Source organism: Streptomyces sp. NPDC041784 (genome assembly GCF_055591025.1).
On sequence record NZ_JBVJAB010000003.1, the window covers coordinates 228968 to 245974 of the forward strand.

General features: G+C 70.8%; 12 protein-coding genes. 3 read left to right on the top strand and 9 right to left on the bottom strand.

Features of this window, described 5'->3' with window-relative positions; genetic code table 11:
• Positions 1-5 precede the first annotated feature (5 nt).
• From pgi to tkt, 5 genes are read right to left on the bottom strand one after another with little or no spacing between them, the layout of a single operon-like run.
• Positions 6-1646, bottom strand: a complete 1641-nt coding sequence (gene pgi / locus ACZ6D7_RS07815; protein ID WP_469485112.1) for a glucose-6-phosphate isomerase — start codon at positions 1644-1646, stop codon at positions 6-8.
• Entirely contained in the window at positions 1639-2574 is a 936-nt protein-coding gene (gene opcA, locus ACZ6D7_RS07820) for a glucose-6-phosphate dehydrogenase assembly protein OpcA (RefSeq protein WP_469485115.1), read from the bottom strand. The genes pgi and opcA overlap by 8 nt, the downstream gene beginning before the upstream one ends.
• Positions 2571-4106 (bottom strand): glucose-6-phosphate dehydrogenase, encoded by a 1536-nt coding sequence (gene zwf / locus ACZ6D7_RS07825; protein ID WP_469485118.1) that lies wholly within the window; start codon positions 4104-4106, stop codon positions 2571-2573. Before zwf ends, opcA begins: the two co-directional genes overlap by 4 nt.
• Complete coding sequence (gene tal / locus ACZ6D7_RS07830) at positions 4103-5266, bottom strand: transaldolase (RefSeq protein ID WP_469485121.1); 1164 nt, start codon at positions 5264-5266, stop codon at positions 4103-4105. The genes zwf and tal overlap by 4 nt, the downstream gene beginning before the upstream one ends.
• Positions 5267-5285: 19 nt before the next feature.
• Complete coding sequence (tkt, locus tag ACZ6D7_RS07835; protein WP_469485125.1) at positions 5286-7361, bottom strand: transketolase; 2076 nt, start codon at positions 7359-7361, stop codon at positions 5286-5288.
• Positions 7362-7507: 146 nt separating this feature from the next.
• Here tkt and ACZ6D7_RS07840 point away from each other — a divergent pair, with 146 nt between their 5' ends.
• Positions 7508-8428, top strand: a complete 921-nt coding sequence (locus ACZ6D7_RS07840; RefSeq protein ID WP_469485128.1) for a helix-turn-helix domain-containing protein — start codon at positions 7508-7510, stop codon at positions 8426-8428.
• A complete protein-coding gene (locus ACZ6D7_RS07845; protein ID WP_469485131.1) occupies positions 8425-9105 on the top strand; it encodes an SDR family oxidoreductase in 681 nt (226 codons plus the stop codon). The genes ACZ6D7_RS07840 and ACZ6D7_RS07845 overlap by 4 nt, the downstream gene beginning before the upstream one ends.
• A gap of 73 nt (positions 9106-9178) precedes the next feature.
• On the opposite strand, the gene ACZ6D7_RS07850 is transcribed toward ACZ6D7_RS07845, so the two are convergent.
• From ACZ6D7_RS07850 to ACZ6D7_RS07865, 4 genes are all read right to left on the bottom strand, one after another.
• Positions 9179-10615 carry a glycoside hydrolase family 16 protein gene (locus ACZ6D7_RS07850; protein ID WP_469485134.1) on the bottom strand — a complete coding sequence of 479 codons (1437 nt, stop codon included), beginning with the start codon at positions 10613-10615 and terminating at the stop codon, positions 9179-9181.
• 261 nt (positions 10616-10876) lie between these two features.
• The gene (locus ACZ6D7_RS07855; RefSeq protein ID WP_469485137.1) at positions 10877-12262 is read right to left on the bottom strand and encodes a hypothetical protein; all 1386 of its coding nucleotides are present in this window, start codon (positions 12260-12262) and stop codon (positions 10877-10879) included.
• Positions 12259-13617: a hypothetical protein gene (locus tag ACZ6D7_RS07860; protein ID WP_469485140.1), complete on the bottom strand. Its 1359-nt coding sequence runs from the start codon at positions 13615-13617 to the stop codon at positions 12259-12261. The genes ACZ6D7_RS07855 and ACZ6D7_RS07860 overlap by 4 nt, the downstream gene beginning before the upstream one ends.
• A 259-nt stretch (positions 13618-13876) precedes the next feature.
• Entirely contained in the window at positions 13877-14527 is a 651-nt protein-coding gene (locus ACZ6D7_RS07865; RefSeq protein ID WP_469485143.1) for a LuxR C-terminal-related transcriptional regulator, read from the bottom strand.
• Between the two features lie 192 nt (positions 14528-14719).
• Here ACZ6D7_RS07865 and ACZ6D7_RS07870 point away from each other — a divergent pair, with 192 nt between their 5' ends.
• Complete coding sequence (locus ACZ6D7_RS07870) at positions 14720-16978, top strand: lantibiotic dehydratase (protein ID WP_469485146.1); 2259 nt, start codon at positions 14720-14722, stop codon at positions 16976-16978.
• The last annotated feature ends 29 nt before the right edge of the window (positions 16979-17007 follow it).

A 17007-nucleotide genomic window follows, 5' to 3' on the forward strand; every position in this document is an offset into this window, starting at 1 on the left:
GTTCACTACTTCCTGAGTTCACGGTAGGCGGCCACGAGGGCGGCGGTGGAGGGGTCCAGACCGGGGACGTGGGCGCCTTCGGTCAGGGCGGGTTCGACGCGCTTGGCGAGGACCTTGCCCAGCTCCACGCCCCACTGGTCGAAGGAGTCGATGCCCCAGACGGCGCCCTGCACGAACACCTTGTGCTCGTATAGGGCGATGAGCTGGCCGAGGACCGACGGGGTCAGCTCACGGGCGAGAACGGTCGTCGTGGGGTGGTCGCCCTTGAACGTCTTGTGCGCGACCAGCTCCTCCGGCACGCCCTCCGCGCGGACCTCCTCCGGCGTCTTGCCGAAGGCCAGGGCCTGCGTCTGGGCGAAGAAGTTGGCCATCAACAGGTCGTGCTGCGCGGCGAGTTCACCGCTCAGCTCGGCGACCGGCCGGGCGAAGCCGATGAAGTCCGCCGGGATCAGCTTCGTGCCCTGGTGGATCAACTGGTAGTACGCGTGCTGCCCGTTGGTGCCGGGCGTGCCCCACACCACCGGACCGGTCTGCCACCCCACGGGCCGGCCCTCGCGGTCCACCGACTTGCCGTTGGACTCCATGTCGAGCTGCTGGAGGTAGGCGGTGAACTTCGACAGGTAGTGCGAGTACGGCAGCACCGCGTGCGACTGCGCGTCGAAGAAGTTGCCGTACCAGATGCCCAACAGGCCCAGCAGCAGCGGGGCGTTGGCCTCGGCGGGCGCGGTGCGGAAGTGGTCGTCGACGATGCGGAAGCCGTCCAGCAGCTCCCGGAAGTCCGCCGGGCCGATGGCGATCATCAGGGACAGGCCGATCGCCGAGTCGAACGAATAGCGGCCGCCGACCCAGTCCCAGAACTCGAACATGTTGGCCGGGTCGATGCCGAACGCGGTGACCTTCTCCTCGTTCGTCGACAGCGCGACGAAGTGCTTCGCGACGGCCTTGTCGTCCCCGCCCAGGCCCTTGACCAGCCAGGAGCGGGCGGAGGTGGCGTTGGTGATCGTCTCGATGGTGGTGAAGGTCTTGGACGCGACGATGAACAGCGTCTCCGCCGGGTCCAGGTCCCGGACCGCCTCGTGGAGATCGGCGCCGTCGACGTTCGAGACGAACCGGAAGGTCAGCGAGCGGTCCGTGTACGCCCGCAGCGCCTCGTAGGCCATCGCGGGGCCGAGGTCGGAGCCGCCGATCCCGATGTTGACGACGTTCCTGATGCGCTTGCCGGTGTGGCCGGTCCAGCGCCCGGAGCGGACCTCCTCGGCGAAGACGCTCATCTTGTCGAGGACCTGGTGCACCCGGGGCACGACGTTCTCGCCGTCGACCTCGATCACCGCGTCGCGCGGGGCGCGCAGCGCGGTGTGCAGCACCGCGCGGTCCTCGGTGATGTTGATCTTCTCGCCGCGGAACATGGCGTCCCGCAGCCCGAACACGTCGGTGGCGGTGGCGAGTTCCCGGAGCAGGGCCAGCGTCTCGTCGGTGACCAGGTTCTTGGAGTAGTCGATGCGCAGGTCACCGACGCGCACCACGTACCGCTCCGCCCGCCCGGGGTCCGCCGCGAACAGCTCGCGCAGCCGCGTCCGCCACTGGGCGCGGTGGTCCTCCAGCGCGGTCCACTCGGGCCGCCGCGTGAGCAGGGGTGACTCAGACATGGAAGGAGGTCTCCTTGGTGCCCTCGCCCCGCAGGGCGACGGCGTACATCTCGTCCGCGTCGAGGCGCCGCAGCTCCTCGGCGATGAGTTCGGAGGTGGTGCGGACCTTCAGCGCGAGGGTGCGCGAGGGCTGGCCCGGCAGGGAGAGCGTGGCCAGGGGGCCCTCGGGGCGGTCGATGACGATGTCGCCGTCCGCGGTGCCCAGGCGCACGGCCGTGACCACCGGTCCCGCGGTGACGACCCGGTCGATCGTCACGTTCAGCCGTGCCTCCAGCCAGCGGGCCAGCAGCTCGGCCGCCGGGTTGTCCGCCTCGGCCTCCACCGCGCCCGACACGATCGGCACCCGGGCCTGGTCCAGGGCCGCCGCCAGCATCGAGCGCCACGGGGTCAGCCGGGTCCAGGCGAGGTCGGTGTCGCCGGGGGCGTAGGAGCGGATGCGGTTCCGCAGCGCCTCCAGCGGGTTCTCGACGGCGTACAGGTCGGTGATCCGGCGCTGGGCCAGCGCGCCCAGCGGGTCCTTGGAGGGGTTCTCCGGCGCGTCCACCGGCCACCAGACGACGACCGGCGCGTCCGGCAGCAGCAGCGGCAGGACGACGGAGTCGGCGTGGTCGGACACCTCGCCGTAGGTCCGCAGGACGACCGTCTCGCCGGTGCCGGCCTCGGAACCCACCCGGACCTCGGCGTCCAGCCGCGACTGGGTGCGCTCCCGCGGGGTGCGGGCGTGCCGCTTGATGACGACCAGGGTGCGCGAGGGGTGCTCGTGCGAGGCCTCCTCCGCCGCCTTGATCGAGTCGTAGGCGTTCTCCTCGTCCGTGACGATCACCATCGTCAGGACCATGCCCACGGCGGGGGTGCCGATGGCGCGGCGCCCCTGCACCAGCGCCTTGTTGATCTTGCTTGCCGTGGTGTCGGTCAGGTCGATCTTCATGGCCTGCGCCAGCTCCGTCCGTCTCGTGCGAGCATCTCGTCGGCTTCCTCGGGTCCCCAGCTTCCCGACGTGTACTGCGCCGGCTTGCCGTGTGTCGCCCAGTACTCCTCGATCGGGTCGAGGATCTTCCAGGACTCTTCCACTTCCTGGTGGCGCGGGAACAGGTTGGCGTCGCCGAGCAGCACGTCCAGGATGAGGCGCTCGTACGCCTCCGGGCTGGACTCCGTGAAGGACTCGCCGTAGGCGAAGTCCATCGTGACGTCCCGGATCTCCATCGAGGTGCCCGGCACCTTGGAGCCGAAGCGCACGGTGATGCCCTCGTCGGGCTGGACGCGGATGACGATCGCGTTCTGGCCCAGTTCCTCGGTGGCGGTGGAGTCGAACGGGGAGTGCGGCGCCCGCTGGAAGACGACCGCGATCTCGGTGACCCGGCGGCCCAGCCGCTTGCCGGTGCGCAGATAGAACGGGACGCCCGCCCAGCGGCGGTTGTCGACGTTCAGCTTCACGGCGGCGAACGTGTCGGTCGTGGAGGCCGGGTCGATGCCGTCCTCCTGAAGGTAGCCGCGCACCTTCTCGCCGCCCTGCCAGGCGGCCGCGTACTGCGCCCGCACCGTGTGGTCGCCCAGGTCCTCCGGCAGCTTCACGGCCTTGAGCACCTTGAGCTTCTCGGTGAGCAGCGAGGCCGCGTCGAAGGAGGCCGGCTCCTCCATGGCGGTGAGGGCCATGAGCTGGAGCAGATGGTTCTGGATGACGTCCCGGGCCGAGCCGATGCCGTCGTAGTAGCCCGCGCGGCCGCCGATGCCGATGTCCTCGGCCATCGTGATCTGCACGTGGTCGACGTACGAGCGGTTCCAGATCGGTTCGAACATCGTGTTGGCGAAGCGCAGCGCCAGGATGTTCTGGACCGTCTCCTTGCCCAGGTAGTGGTCGATACGGAACACCTGGTCCGGCTCGAACACATCGTGCACGACCGCGTTCAGCTCGCGGGCGCTCGCCAGGTCGTGCCCGAACGGCTTCTCGATGACCGCCCGCCGCCAGGAGCCCTCCGGCGCCTTCGCCAGCCCGTGCTTCTTGAGCTGTTCGACGACCTTCGGGAAGAACTTGGGCGGCACGGAGAGGTAGAAGGCGAAGTTGCCGCCGGTGCCCTGGGAGGCGTCCAGCTCCTCGACGGCCGTCTTGAGCTGCTTGAACGCGTCGTCGTCGTCGAAGTCGCCCGGGATGAACCGCATGCCCTCGGCGAGCTGCTGCCAGACCTCCTCGCGAAACGGCGTGCGCGCGTGCTCGCGGACCGCGTCGTGGACGATCTGCGCGAAGTCCTCGTCCTCCCAGTCACGGCGGGCGAACCCGACGAGCGAGAAGCCCGGCGGCAGCAGGCCGCGGTTGGCGAGGTCGTAGACGGCCGGCATCAGCTTCTTGCGGGACAGGTCGCCCGTCACACCGAAGATGACCAGGCCGGACGGGCCGGCGATAGGGGGCAGACGCCGGTCGCGGGCATCGCGCAGCGGGTTGTCCCACACAGGGATGGTGCTCATTCCGCGTCAGCTCCCTTGTTCACGTCGGCTGCCCTGCTCGTCAGCGATTTCGTGACCGTGTTCAGCAAGTCCTCCCACGCCACCTCGAACTTGGCGACACCCTCGTCCTCCAACCGGGTGACGACCTCGTCGTAGGAGATGCCGAGGGCCTCCACGGCGGCCAGGTCGGCGCGGGCCTGGGCATAGCCGCCGGTCACCGTGTCGCCGGTGATGTCACCGTGGTCGGCGGTGGCGTTCAGGGTGGCCTCGGGCATGGTGTTGACGGTGCCGGGGGCGACCAGCTCGTCCACGTACAGCGTGTCCTTGTAGGCGGGGTCCTTCACCCCGGTGGACGCCCACAGCGGACGCTGCCGGTTGGCCTTCGCGCCGGCCAGGGCGGTCCAGCGGTCGCCCGCGAAGACCTCCTCGTAGGCCTCGTAGGCCAGCCGCGCGTTGGCGAGCGCGGCCTTCCCCTTGAGCGCGAGGGCCCGGTCGGTGCCGAGGGCGGTCAGCCGCCCGTCGATCTCGGCGTCCACGCGGGAGACGAAGAAGGACGCCACGGAGTGGACGGTGGAGAGGTCGACACCGTTCTCCAGGGCCTTCTCGAGCCCCGCCAGGTAGGCGGCCATGACCTCGCGGTAGCGCTCCAGCGAGAAGATCAGCGTGACGTTGACGCTGATGCCGAGGCCGATGACCTCGGTGATCGCCGGGAGACCGGCCTTCGTCGCCGGGATCTTGATCATGACGTTGGGGCGGTCGACGAGCCAGGCGAGCTGCTTGGCCTCGGCGACGGTGGCCGCCGTGTCGTGGGCGAGCCGCGGGTCGACCTCGATGGAGACCCGGCCGTCGCGGCCGTCCGTGGCGGTGTAGGTGGCGTCCAGGATGTCGGCGGCGGCCCGCACGTCCGCGGTCGTCATCATCCGGACGGCCTCGTCCACCGTCACGCCGCGCACGGCCAGGTCGGCGAGCTGGTCCTCGTAGCCCTCACCGGTGCCGATGGCGGCCTGGAAGATGGACGGGTTGGTGGTGACACCGACGACGTGGCGCGTGGCGAGAAGTTCGGCGAGGTTGCCGGACCGGATCCGCTCGCGCGACAGGTCGTCCAGCCAGATGGAGACGCCTTCGTCGGAGAGGCGCTTCAGGGCTTCCGCGGGCGCGGTTGCTTCGGTCACTGTGATCATCTTCTTTCTGGCGTTCGGATCAACCACGCGCTGCGGCGAGGGATTCCCTCGCCGCCGCGGCGACGTTCTCGGGCGTGAACCCGTACTCGGCGAACAGGGTGTCGGCGTCGGCGGAGGCACCGAAGTGCTCCAGGGAGACGATGCGTCCGGCGTCGCCCACGAAGCGGTGCCAGGTCAGGCCGATGCCCGCCTCGACCGCGACCCGGGCCTTCACGGCCGGCGGCAGCACGCTCTCGCGGTACTCCCGCGGCTGCTCCTCGAACCACTCCACGGACGGCATCGACACCACGCGCGTGCCGATCCCCTCGGCCTCCAGCGCCTCCCGGGCGGCGACCGCGAGCCGCACCTCGGAGCCGGTGGCGATGAGGACGACGTCCGGCGTCCCGGTGGAGGAGTCGACGAGGACGTAACCGCCCTTCGCCGCATCGGGGTTGGGCGCGTAGACCGGGACGCCCTGGCGGGTGAGGGCCAGTCCGTGCGGGGCCGGGCGGGTGGCGTGCCGCTCGAGGATCTCGGCCCAGGCGATCGCCGTCTCGTTGGCGTCGGCGGGGCGGACGAGGTTCAGGCCGGGGATGGCGCGCAGCGAGGCCAGGTGCTCGACCGGCTGATGGGTCGGGCCGTCCTCGCCGAGGCCGATCGAGTCGTGCGTCCACACGTACGTCACCGGCAGCTGCATCAGCGCCGACATGCGCACCGCGTTGCGCATGTAGTCGGAGAACACGAGGAACGTGCCGCCGTAGACACGGGTGTTGCCGTGCAGGGCGATGCCGTTCATCTCTGCGGCCATCGAGAACTCGCGGATGCCGAAGTGGATCGTGCGGCCGTAGGGGTCGGCCTCGGGCAGCGGGTTGCCCTCGGGGAGGAAGGACGACGTCTTGTCGATGGTGGTGTTGTTGGAGCCGGCCAGGTCGGCGGAGCCGCCCCACAGCTCCGGGATCACCGCGCCCAGCGACTGGAGCACCTTGCCGGAGGCCGCGCGGGTGGCGACCGACGTGCCGGGCTCGAACACCGGCAGCGCGTCCTGCCAGCCCTCGGGGAGCTGCCCGGCGACGATCCGGTCGAAGAGGCTCGCCCGCTCGGGCCGCGCGCCGCGCCACTCGGCGAGCCGCTTGTCCCAGGCCGCGTGGGCCTCGGCGCCCCGGTCCAGGGCGGCGCGGGTGTGGGCGAGGACGTCGGCGTCCACCTGGAAGGACCGCTCGGGGTCGAAGCCCAGGACGCGCTTGGTGGCGGCGATCTCCTCCGCGCCGAGCGCCGAGCCGTGGGAGGCCTCGGTGTTCTGCGCGGTGGGCGCGGGCCAGGCGATGATCGTGCGCATCGCGATGATCGAGGGGCGGGAGGTCTCGTCCCGTGCCGTCCGGAGGGCCGCGTACAGGGCGGAAACGTCGATGTCACCGCTCTCCGCGGGTTCCACGCGCTGCACGTGCCAGCCGTACGCCTCGTACCGCTTCAGCACGTCCTCGGAGAACGCGGTGGCGGTGTCGCCCTCGATGGAGATGTGGTTGTCGTCGTAGAGGAAGACCAGGTTGCCGAGCTTCTGGTGGCCGGCGAGCGAGGATGCCTCGGCGGAGACGCCCTCCTCCAGGTCGCCGTCGGAGACGATCGCCCAGATCGTGTGGTCGAACGGGGACTCTCCCCGCGGGGCCTCGGGGTCGAACAGACCACGCTCGTAGCGGGCGGCCATCGCCATGCCGACGGCGTTGGCGACACCCTGGCCGAGCGGTCCGGTGGTGGTCTCGACGCCGGCGGTGTGCCCGTACTCGGGGTGGCCCGGGGTCTTCGAGCCGTGGGTGCGGAAGCTCTTCAGGTCGTCCAGCTCCAGCTCGTAGCCGGAGAGGAACAGCTGGGTGTACAGGGTCAGCGAGGTGTGGCCGGGGGAGAGGACGAAGCGGTCACGGCCGGTCCACTCCGGGTCCGCCGGATCGTGACGCATCACCTTCTGAAAGATCGTGTACGCGGCCGGGGCCAGGCTCATCGCGGTGCCGGGATGGCCGTTGCCCACCTGCTGCACGGCGTCCGCCGCCAGAAGACGGGCGGTGTCGACGGCACGCCGGTCGAGGTCGGTCCACTCGAAGCTGTTCGGAGTCTGCGTGCTCATCTTCAAGAAGTCCTCGGTGTGAGGGGGATAGCTGCTCGGACGCGTTCAAAAGTAAAAGTCTGACTTTTACGGGGGAAGGTCTTCCTGTGTCAGCCTGTGGTGAAAGTGGGACACCGGCAGCGGCGGCGGGACGGCACGAGAAGGACATGGCGGACAGACACCCTCAAGAGCACCCCCGGGACGGGGACGGCATCAGGACCTTCCCCTTCCCCGTCGAGCTGAGCGTCGGCGGTGTCGGCATGCAGGTCGGGCCCATGGGCACCGGGCGTACCTGGCACGCCGACGCACCGCTGCACCGCGTCCACCGCATCGACTTCCACGTGGTGATGCTGTTCGACGACGGCCCCGTCCACCACATGATCGACTTCGCGGAGTACGAGGCGAGCGCCGGCGATCTGCTGTGGATCCGCCCCGGGCAGGTCCACCGCTTCTCGGAGCCGAGCGCGTACCGCGGAACCGTGCTGACCATGCAGCCCGGCTTCCTGCCCCGCGCCACCGTCGAGGCCACCGGCCTGTACCGCTACGACCTGCCGCCCCTGCTCCGCCCCGACCCCGCGCAACACGCCGCCCTGCGGGCCGCGCTGACCCATCTGCGCCAGGAGTACGAGGACGCGGCGACCCTGCCGCCGAGCCTGCACACGGCGGTGCTGCGGCACTCCCTCACCGTGTTCCTGCTGCGCCTCGCGCACCTCGCGGCCAGCTCGGCGGAGGCCGGACGGCGCACCGAGTCCACGTTCACCCGCTTCCGGGACGCCGTGGAGAAGGACTTCGCCGTCAACCACAGCGTCAGCGCCTACGCCGACGCCCTCGGCTACTCGCGCCGTACCCTGGTACGCGCGGTCCGCGCCGCGACCGGTGAGACGCCCAAGGGCTTCATCGACAAACGGGTCGTGCTGGAGGCGAAGCGGCTGCTGGCCCACACCCGGCTGCCGATCGGCCGCGTGGGCGCGGCGGTGGGCTTCCCCGACCCGGCGAACTTCTCCAAGTTCTTCCAGCTGCACACGGGGCGGACGCCCGCCGGGTTCCGCGCGGAGCTGAGGCTCGGCGAGGGAGAGGTACGGCAGTGATCGCACTGGTGACCGGAGCGAACCGCGGGCTGGGACACGAGGTGGCACGTCAACTCCTCGGCCTGGGACACACGGTGCTGGTCACCGCCCGGTCGGCGCGGGCCGCCGAGGAGACGGCCGCCCGGCTCGGCACCGGCGCGCACCCGCTGCGGCTGGACGTCACGAGCCCGGCCGACGCCGAGGCCGCCGCCCGGGTGCTGCGGGAGCGGTTCGGCGGCCTGGACGTGCTGGTGAACAACGCGGCGATCACCTACGACACCTGGCAGCGTGCCGTGAGCGCCGACCTGGACGTCGTTCGCGAGGCCATGGAGACCAATCTGTACGGTCCCTGGCGGCTCGCGCAGGCGCTGTCGCCGCTGCTGCGGGCGAGTGCGCACCCGCGGATCGTGAACGTCTCCAGCGAGGCCGGCTCGCTGGCCGGGATGAGCGGCGGCACACCCGCCTACTCCGTGTCCAAGGCCGGGCTCAACGCGCTCACCCGGCTGCTGGCGGGCGAGCTGCGCGCCGACGGCGTCCTGGTCAACGCGGTCTGTCCCGGCTGGGTCGCCACCGACATGGGCGGCGCGGGCGGACGGCCGGTCGCCGAGGGCGCCGCCGGGATCGTCTGGGCGGCCACGCTGCCGGACGGCGGGCCCACCGGGGGCTTCTTCAGGGACGGGCGCCCGCTGCCCTGGTGACGCACCATCGGGGTCCGGGCGGGAGAGTCGACGCCGGGAGACCGGAGGAGGCCGCCCGGCGTCGCCGTCGGGATCAGTGCCCGAAGGTGAACCAGTTGACGTTCACGAAGTCCGCCGGCTGGCCGCTGGTGAAGGTCAGGTACACGTCGTGGGTGCCGGTGACCGCGCTGATGTTCGCCGGGACCGTCCGCCAGGACTGCCAGCCCCCGGTGTTGGCCAGCGCGAAACTCCCGACCGGTGTGGCGGTACGGCTGTCCAGGCGCACCTCGACCAGTCCGCTGACCCCGCCCGCCGCACCGCTGGCGACCCGGGCGCTGAACTGGGTCGCCGCCGTGGAGCCGAAGTTCACGTTCTGGTAGAGCGCCCAGTCGCCGTTGGCGAGGGAACCGATGTTCTGGCCGCCGCCGGTGTCCGTCGTGGTCTCGGTGCTCGTGCCGCCCTGGCCGTTGTACGACTCGGCCTGGATGGTGCCGTAGGCGTCACGCGTGCCGGACGGCGGCGGTGTCGTGGTACCGCTCCCGGCGGACGACAGCACCTGCACGTAGTCGACGACCATGGGGACCCCGGAGGCCGTACCGCTGTCCAGGCCGCCGCCGAACGCGTCCGGGAAGGCGCCGCCCATCGCCACGTTGAGGATGAGGAAGAAGCCGTGGTTGGTGGCGTTGGCCCAGGTCGTCGCGTCCATCTGGCCCGCGTTGACCGAGTGGAACTGGGTGCCGTCGACGAAGAAGCGGATCGTCTCCGGGCTCACCGAGCGGTCCCACTCCATGGTGTAGGTGTGGAAGCCCGACTGACAGGTGGTGTTCGGGCAGGCGAGGGTGTTGCCGAGGCCGGTGGTCTCGTTGCACGGGCCGCCGGGGTTGACGCCGCAGTGCATCGTGGCCCACACCTGGTTGCGGCCCTGGACGTTCTCCATGATGTCCAGCTCGCCCACGGCCGGCCAGTTCTGGTAGTTGCCGCGGTAGGGCGCGCCCAGCGCCCAGAACGCCGGCCAGTAGCCCTCGGCCGCCGTGCCCGTGACGTTCGGCATCTGGATACGGCCCTCGACGCGCAGCTTGCCCCCGGCCGGGGGCTGGAAGTCGGTGCGGACGGTCTCGATCCGGCCCGAGGTCCAGTTGCCGGCGGAGTCGCGCAGCGGGGTGATGCGCAGGTTGCCGTTGCCGTCGAGCGAGACGTTGGCGGTGCTGTTCGTCATCGTCTCGACCTCGCCGGTGCCCCAGTTGGCGGGGCCGCCGGGGTAGGAAGTCCCGGTGCTGTACTGCCAGTTGCTCGTGCTGACGCCGGTGCCCGCGGTGCCGTTGAAGTCGTCGACGAAGACCTGCGTCCAGCCCGACGGGGGTGTGGGGGCGGAGGCGTTCGCGGGCAGGGTGACGGCGGTCGCGGCGGCCGCCGCCAGGCCGAGTGTGCCGAGGACGGCGATCAGCGTGCGCCGCAGCGAACGCCGTCCGAGGGGCGGGCCGGACGGGCTGCCGGAGGAGGTGCCGGAGGAAGTGCCGGAGGGTGCACTCATGGGTGGGGGCCTCTCGGTACGGGGAGTGGGGAGCGGGTGCCTTCGACAGCGCCCTCGCGTTTGAGAGCGCTCTCAAAGTGGGCCCAATGTGCTCTCGGCCACCCCGGGCGTCAAGAGGTGTAACCCGTAAATCTCTTGCTGCGCAGGTGAGTTCACCCGATGAATACAAGGAGGAGCCAGGGTCGCGGCTTTCCGGTACTGAGGGACCGTGACCCGCGAACCGCGGGTGGTTCTCCCGTCATGCCGAGCCCGCTCATGCGTTCAGGCGCGTACCGCCGCGGTGGACTCCGGCGCTGCACCGGCGCCGGGAAAGGTGAAGACCCCGGCGATGCACGCCCGCGCGTTGGTCCTCAGGCCGACGACGGCGCCGTCGGAGTCGGGTACGGCCCGGGCTTCCATTCCCGCGGGTCCCTCGGGCGTCAGGAACAGACCCCAGACGGCCCGCCAGTCCCGGGCCCGGCCGGTGAACGGGTCGACGACGGACTCCGGCCGGGGCACCGCGCGCCGCTGGGCGACGGCGCCCTCGGGGCCCACCGAGGTGAGGGCGCGGTGCCATTCCCGCTCCGAGACCTCCCACCCCGCGACGACCCCTTCGCCGCCGTACTCCGCGTTGGGCTTGAGGATCAGTTCCGTCCTGTGGACCATGCACTGATCGAGGAGGGCGGAATCCACGGCCGCGAGATTCCGGTGCAGCGCTCTCGTCCACGGGAGCACCCGGTCGATCAGCTCCAGTTCCTCGGCCGAGAGACCTGCGCGCAGCCACGGGTCGCACAGCATGGCCAGACAGCCCTTGTTGTCGATGAGACCGGACTCCATGGGTGTCCACAGCACAGCGGTGCCGGCCTCATGCGCGCGAAAGAGCGGCTCGGCCAGGATCTCCCCGTCGCTCCGGGCGAGCAGCTCCTCGATGGTGAAACCGCGCAGCACCACATCGACGGTGCGGCCGTCGAGCACGAGGTGATCGCCGCGCTGCCGGATCTCCTGCACCTCTGCGACGAGGCAGTCGAGTCCGTGGCGGCGCAGGACCGCTGCCACCGCCTGCCAGCCCGGGCCGTTCTCGGCGAGGCCACCGGGAGCCTCGAGGACGGCCACGACGGCGGCCCCTGTCCGGGCCACCGTGCCCGCCAAGGTCTTCAGCGTTTCGGCGACGCGGCGTCCCGTGTCGACGTAGCGCAGGTCGTGTTCCGCCGCGAACGGCGCGAAGCATCCCGCCTCCGCCATCACACGGGGGATCTCCCCGCCTCGCTCGACGCCGCCGATCTCACTGGTGACGTTGAACTCCAGCAACTGGAACCGCCGGCCGTCGTACGACAGATCGGCTCGTCCGTAGAGGGGCGGAGTCCCGCCGCCGAGGCGGGTGACCAGTCTCCTCTTGCGCTCACCGATGCCCAGGGCCGCGCAGTACCTGTGCAGGTCGCCGTCGAACATGCGGCGGGGCAGCGCGGTGATCAGGTCGTAGAACCGGACGAGATCTTCGGCGAAGCGCGTCATGTGATCGTCCTGGACGAACAGCGGCCGCGGCAGGAACCGTGTTCCGTAGGCGGCGGTCAGGACAGGGGGCAGCCGGGCTTCACCCAGGAGCATCGGCAGTCTGCTTCCGGGGGAGGCGGACTCCCGGACGTAGGCCTCCGTGACCCGGTCGCTCATGGCGCGGCACCGGAGCCCTCGGCGTCGCCGGGGACGTGCCCCAGCTCCCCGACCGGTGTCGACTGCCAGTCCCGCCCGGCCAGCTGTTCCAGGGTGCGGGTCCACCGGAGGAGGATGCGGTCGACATCCTCCTCCGACACCGTTCCACGACGGGCCATCGCTCCGACGCGCAGCATCGGCCGGGTCCCGTCACCGCGCGGCGGCGGATGCTCGACCATGAACAGGTCCACGTCAGCCCCCGTCGGACAGATCGACACCGCGGCCCTGGTCGCCCGCGCACCGCCCAGATACGCGTCGCGCTGCGAGCCGCCGCTCAGCGTGCCGGGCAGGAAGAGCAGGGAGAAGGAGACGCCCGTCGAGGCGGCCGAGCGGTCCAGCGCGTCCTCGATCCGCTCGTACGGCACGCGCTGATCGAGAAGGGCTGCGAAGATCTGGTCCCGGATCGCCGTCAGATGTTCCCTGACGGTGCCGATCCGGGTCGGCACGACGAGCACCGCGTCGTTGGACAACCGGCCCACCACCGCCTCTTCCGCGGGAAGGCGCGCCGCGAGCGTCGTGGTGAGGGCCAGTGGGACGTCCGGCCGGGCGACGGCGCTCAGCGCCAGGGCCTGCGCACCCACGGCCAGCATGGTGCCGCGCACTTGGCGGACACGGTCCCGCAGCGCGGTCGCGACGCCATCCTCCAGGTCAATCACCTGCTCGACGACGGTGGGACTCCTGGTGGACGCGCCCCTTGCCACGGGCCAGTGGCGCAGGGCACCGGCCACGTCGTTGCGCCGGCGGGCTGTCGTCTCCGCTCCCTCGGCGCCACCGAGCCACTCCTGCCTGGCCCGCCGTACGCGTTCGTAGCCGTCGGGCTCCGGCTCGTCCCCGTCGGCCAGGAGCTGCTCCACCACCAGGTTGGCCGACCATGCGTCGCAGACGAGCGGGTCGATCCCGACCACCAGCAGGTGGCGATCGGGAGCGGCGCTGAACAGGACCCCCCGGATGCGGGGCATCAGTTCTTCGGGGAAGGGCTTGTGCGCCTCCTGCCGGGCGAGTTCATGGGCCCGCTGCCACCGCCGCTCGGGAGTGGGGGCCTCGACGGTGACCCGGATCAGCTCAGGCTCGGCGCAGTCGACCGGCTGATGCGATCCATCGGCGTCGATGCGCGCGCGCAGCGCGGGACGCCGGAGGGCGACTCGGTGGAGCCGCGCCCGGATCACGGACTCCTCCGCCGGGCCACTGATCTCCAGGGCGGCGGTCAGGCAGTGCGAGGAGGCCGCCACACCGCCCCCGCCCAGGTCACCGAGCGCGGCCTGTCGTGCCGAACCGTCACGGAGCACCGTGTCCGCACCCTGCCGTACCGAGCTCAAGGCCACGCTCCTGGATGGGGTCCCGTCATTGAGGGGCAGACGCTACGCAGACGGCGGGGGACGGGCAACGTCCCTTCTGTGAGTCAGCTTTTGGCTGACCATCAGAGTCCGGACACCGCCGTCACCACCGGAGCGACCGTGCTTTCGTCGACTGTCCCGGGCCGGTGCGGCGCGCGATACTCGACAGGCCGTCCCCTCAGTACGGCGAGAGGGAGTGAGGGTGAGCCCGTCGAGTGTGGTGGGAGCCGGGGAGGCAGGCTCAACTGTGGTTGCTCAGGAGTCCCATGTCCATGGCGACCCTGGTGAGCCCCGCCTTGTTGAAGGCCCCCACCTTCTGCCTGATGCGATGCACATACGTGTCCACCGTGGCCTTGGACAGGGTCAGCCGGGTGCCGATCTGTTTGTGCGTCAGCCCCCGCGCCACCATGGTGAGCACGTCCTGCTCACGGGGGGTCAGGTCGGTGCCCTTCAACGGTTCGCCGAAATCGGGCGGCGGCCCTCCGCCCCACTCCTGCATCAGTACGTCGGCGACCGAGAGCCCGAGGTACACCCCTCCGATTCCGACCGCTTGTACGGCGGTGACGAGTGTCGAGGAGTCGATGTCCTTGCTGACGTATCCGTGGGCCCCGGACTGCAGGGCGCGGCGGACGTTCTGGTGCCCCGTGTGTGCGGACATCACCAGGACCGGATGTCTCTTCGTCACCTCGGAGAGCGCGTCCGGGAACGGGGCGCCGTCGAGGTAGGGATCGACCACCAGCACGCAGCCGTCCGACGCTTCCTGGCTTTCGGTCAGTTCATCGATTCCCCCAAGGCTGCCGACGAACCGGCAGCCGGAGGCGCTTCGAAGTATTCCGATCGCCCCCAGCATGGCGAGTGATCCGTCATCCACCACGGTGACATGGACTGTCATCCCCCTGACTCTCCCCCCGTTTTGCCGACACGGCCTCAACGGATGTTGTCCGTTCGGCTTGTTCGATGGGGCCGGCGTGGTCATTGCGGCCCATCGTGCGACTTGTGACTCCACAGTAGGTGAGATGTTCTTGAGGCGAACACATATTCGCCAACTTCTTTGCGCCATAGGCCTGGTGAGCGTGAGGTGAACGTGTCCGACGACGATCGACTGCGGCTCGGCAGTACCGGGTGGAAGGTGTGGCCGGGATTCGTCCTCCGCAGCACCGCGTTTCCCCTGGCAGATCTGACCGAGGCCGTCGGCGGGGAGCGTCCCGCGAAGGGGCCTCCCGGCCCCGAAACCCTCGGCCCGGCTCTGGACTTGGCGCGCGCGGACGCCTTCACCAAGGCGCTGCTGTGGCAGAACCCCCGGGCTCTCGATGAAGTCGTGGGCTCCCTGCTGCGGCACACCAGGGGCGAGTCGTCGACGGCGGGCGCCACCGGTCGGACGGCGCGGCGGGCGGAACGCGGACGCCGGTTCAAGACGCGTATGCTCGGCCAGTACCTCCAGCGCTACTACACCAGGAACGAGAGCGTCGGCTTCTTCGGGCCGGTGGCCTGGGGAACATTCCAGGACGGGCCCCCGATGACGCTGAAGGCCGGCCCCGGGCTCACCGACCAGCGGCACGTCATGTTCGAGGACTGGGCCGTCCACGAGCTGGGCCTGAGCCTGTCCCGGCCCATGGAGATACGGCGCCGGCTACCGCCCGCCCTCGTCGTGGGCGTCGCCCGCATGGGCCGGACGCTCCTGCGCGGCGGTGAGCGCCCGAGACGGCTGAGCCGGGCGGAGGCCGCCCTGGCCGGGCTGGTCGACGGCCGGCGCACGGCGGCCGACATCGGCACGGCGCTGGGGGACGAGGCGGCCGCGCTCGACATGCTCGACGTGCTCGAGGACGAGGGCTACATCACCTGGACCTTCGACATACCGCTGGACCTGGAACCGGAGAAGGCGCTGCTGAACCAGCTCGCGGCGCTGGAGCCGACGCCGGCCGTCGACACGGCCCTCTCCGGGCTGGGGCAGTTGATCGCCGCGCGCGACGCCGTGGCCGGGGCGGCAACGGCCGAAACCCTCTCGCGCACCCTGGAAGAGGCCGAGCGCCTGTACTCCGAGATGGCGCGGCGGCCCGCCGCCCGCTCCCGGCGGGACACCGGGAAGGGCTTCGGTCTGCTGGTCAGCGCCGAGCGCCGCGCCGTGGACCTGACCGTCGGGACCGGCCTCCTGGACGAGCTGGCACCACCACTGGGGCTGCTCCTCGACAGTGCGCGCTGGTTCTGCCGACGGATCGGGGAGGAGGCCACGGGCTGGCTCACCGTGGGTCACCGCGAACTCGCCACCCTGTACGGGAAGGACGACGTACCGCTCGACGCGCTGATCGGCCGGGTGGACGCCAGGCTGTGGGACGAGGCGAGCTGCGCTGCCGTCCGGGAGGAGCTCAGCAGCCGGTGGGAGGAGATCCTGGCTCCCGACCCGGCGGCCCGGCGCCTCGCCTACAGCACGGCCGAGCTGGCCGCCGCGGTCGCCGAGAAGTTCGCGGGGCCGGCACCCGTCTGGTACGGCGGGCGCCATCACAGCCCGGACGTGATGATTGCCGCGGAGAGCGTCGAGGCGATCAACCGCGGTGAGTACCAGGCGGTCATGGGCGAACTGCACCCCGGTATGACCACGTTCGACTGCGACAGCATGACCTGCTGCGCCGCCGATCCGCGCGAGGTGGTGGTGCGCCCGGCGGAGGCGGCGCTCGCGGACGGCCCGCCCCGGTTCGTGCCCCTCCACCACCGTGCGGCCGGCGGGGCGACGGGCTTCGACTACCCGCCCCCCGACACCTACTCGTCCCGATACACCTATCTGTCCCTCGGGGAGCGGGCGGGGGCGCGGCAGGTGCCCTCGGACCCGGTCGAGGCGTCCTCGGTCAAGGTGGCGGAGACCGCGGACGGGCTGGTGGCACGGTTTCTCGACGGCACGGTGCTGCCGCTCCTGACGGTGCTGGGGGAGTACCTCATCTACCAGACCGGCACAGGATTCCGTGTGCTGCCCGCACGACCGCACACCCCGCGGGTGACCGTGGACCGCCTCGTGATCGCACGGGAGTGCTGGCGCATACCGGTGGAGGAGTTCCTGCCGCGCCGGGGCATGTCCCCGGAGCAGTTGTACGCGCAAGTCCAGGCGGTGGCCGCCGCGCACGGTCTGCCCCGGCACTGCTTCTGGAGGACGGCCCGTGCCCAGAAGCCGCTCTACCTCGACCTGCACAGTCCCCTGCTCACTCATGTTCTTGTCCACACCCTGGCAGAGGGCAAGACCCAACGAACCCTCACCTTCACGGAGATGCTGCCCACTCCGGACGAGCTCTGGCTCCCGGACGGGGAGGACAAGCGGTACACGAGCGAACTGAGGATCACTGTCTCGGACGGTTGAGCGCCGTCGCATCGGATGAAGCGGCCCCG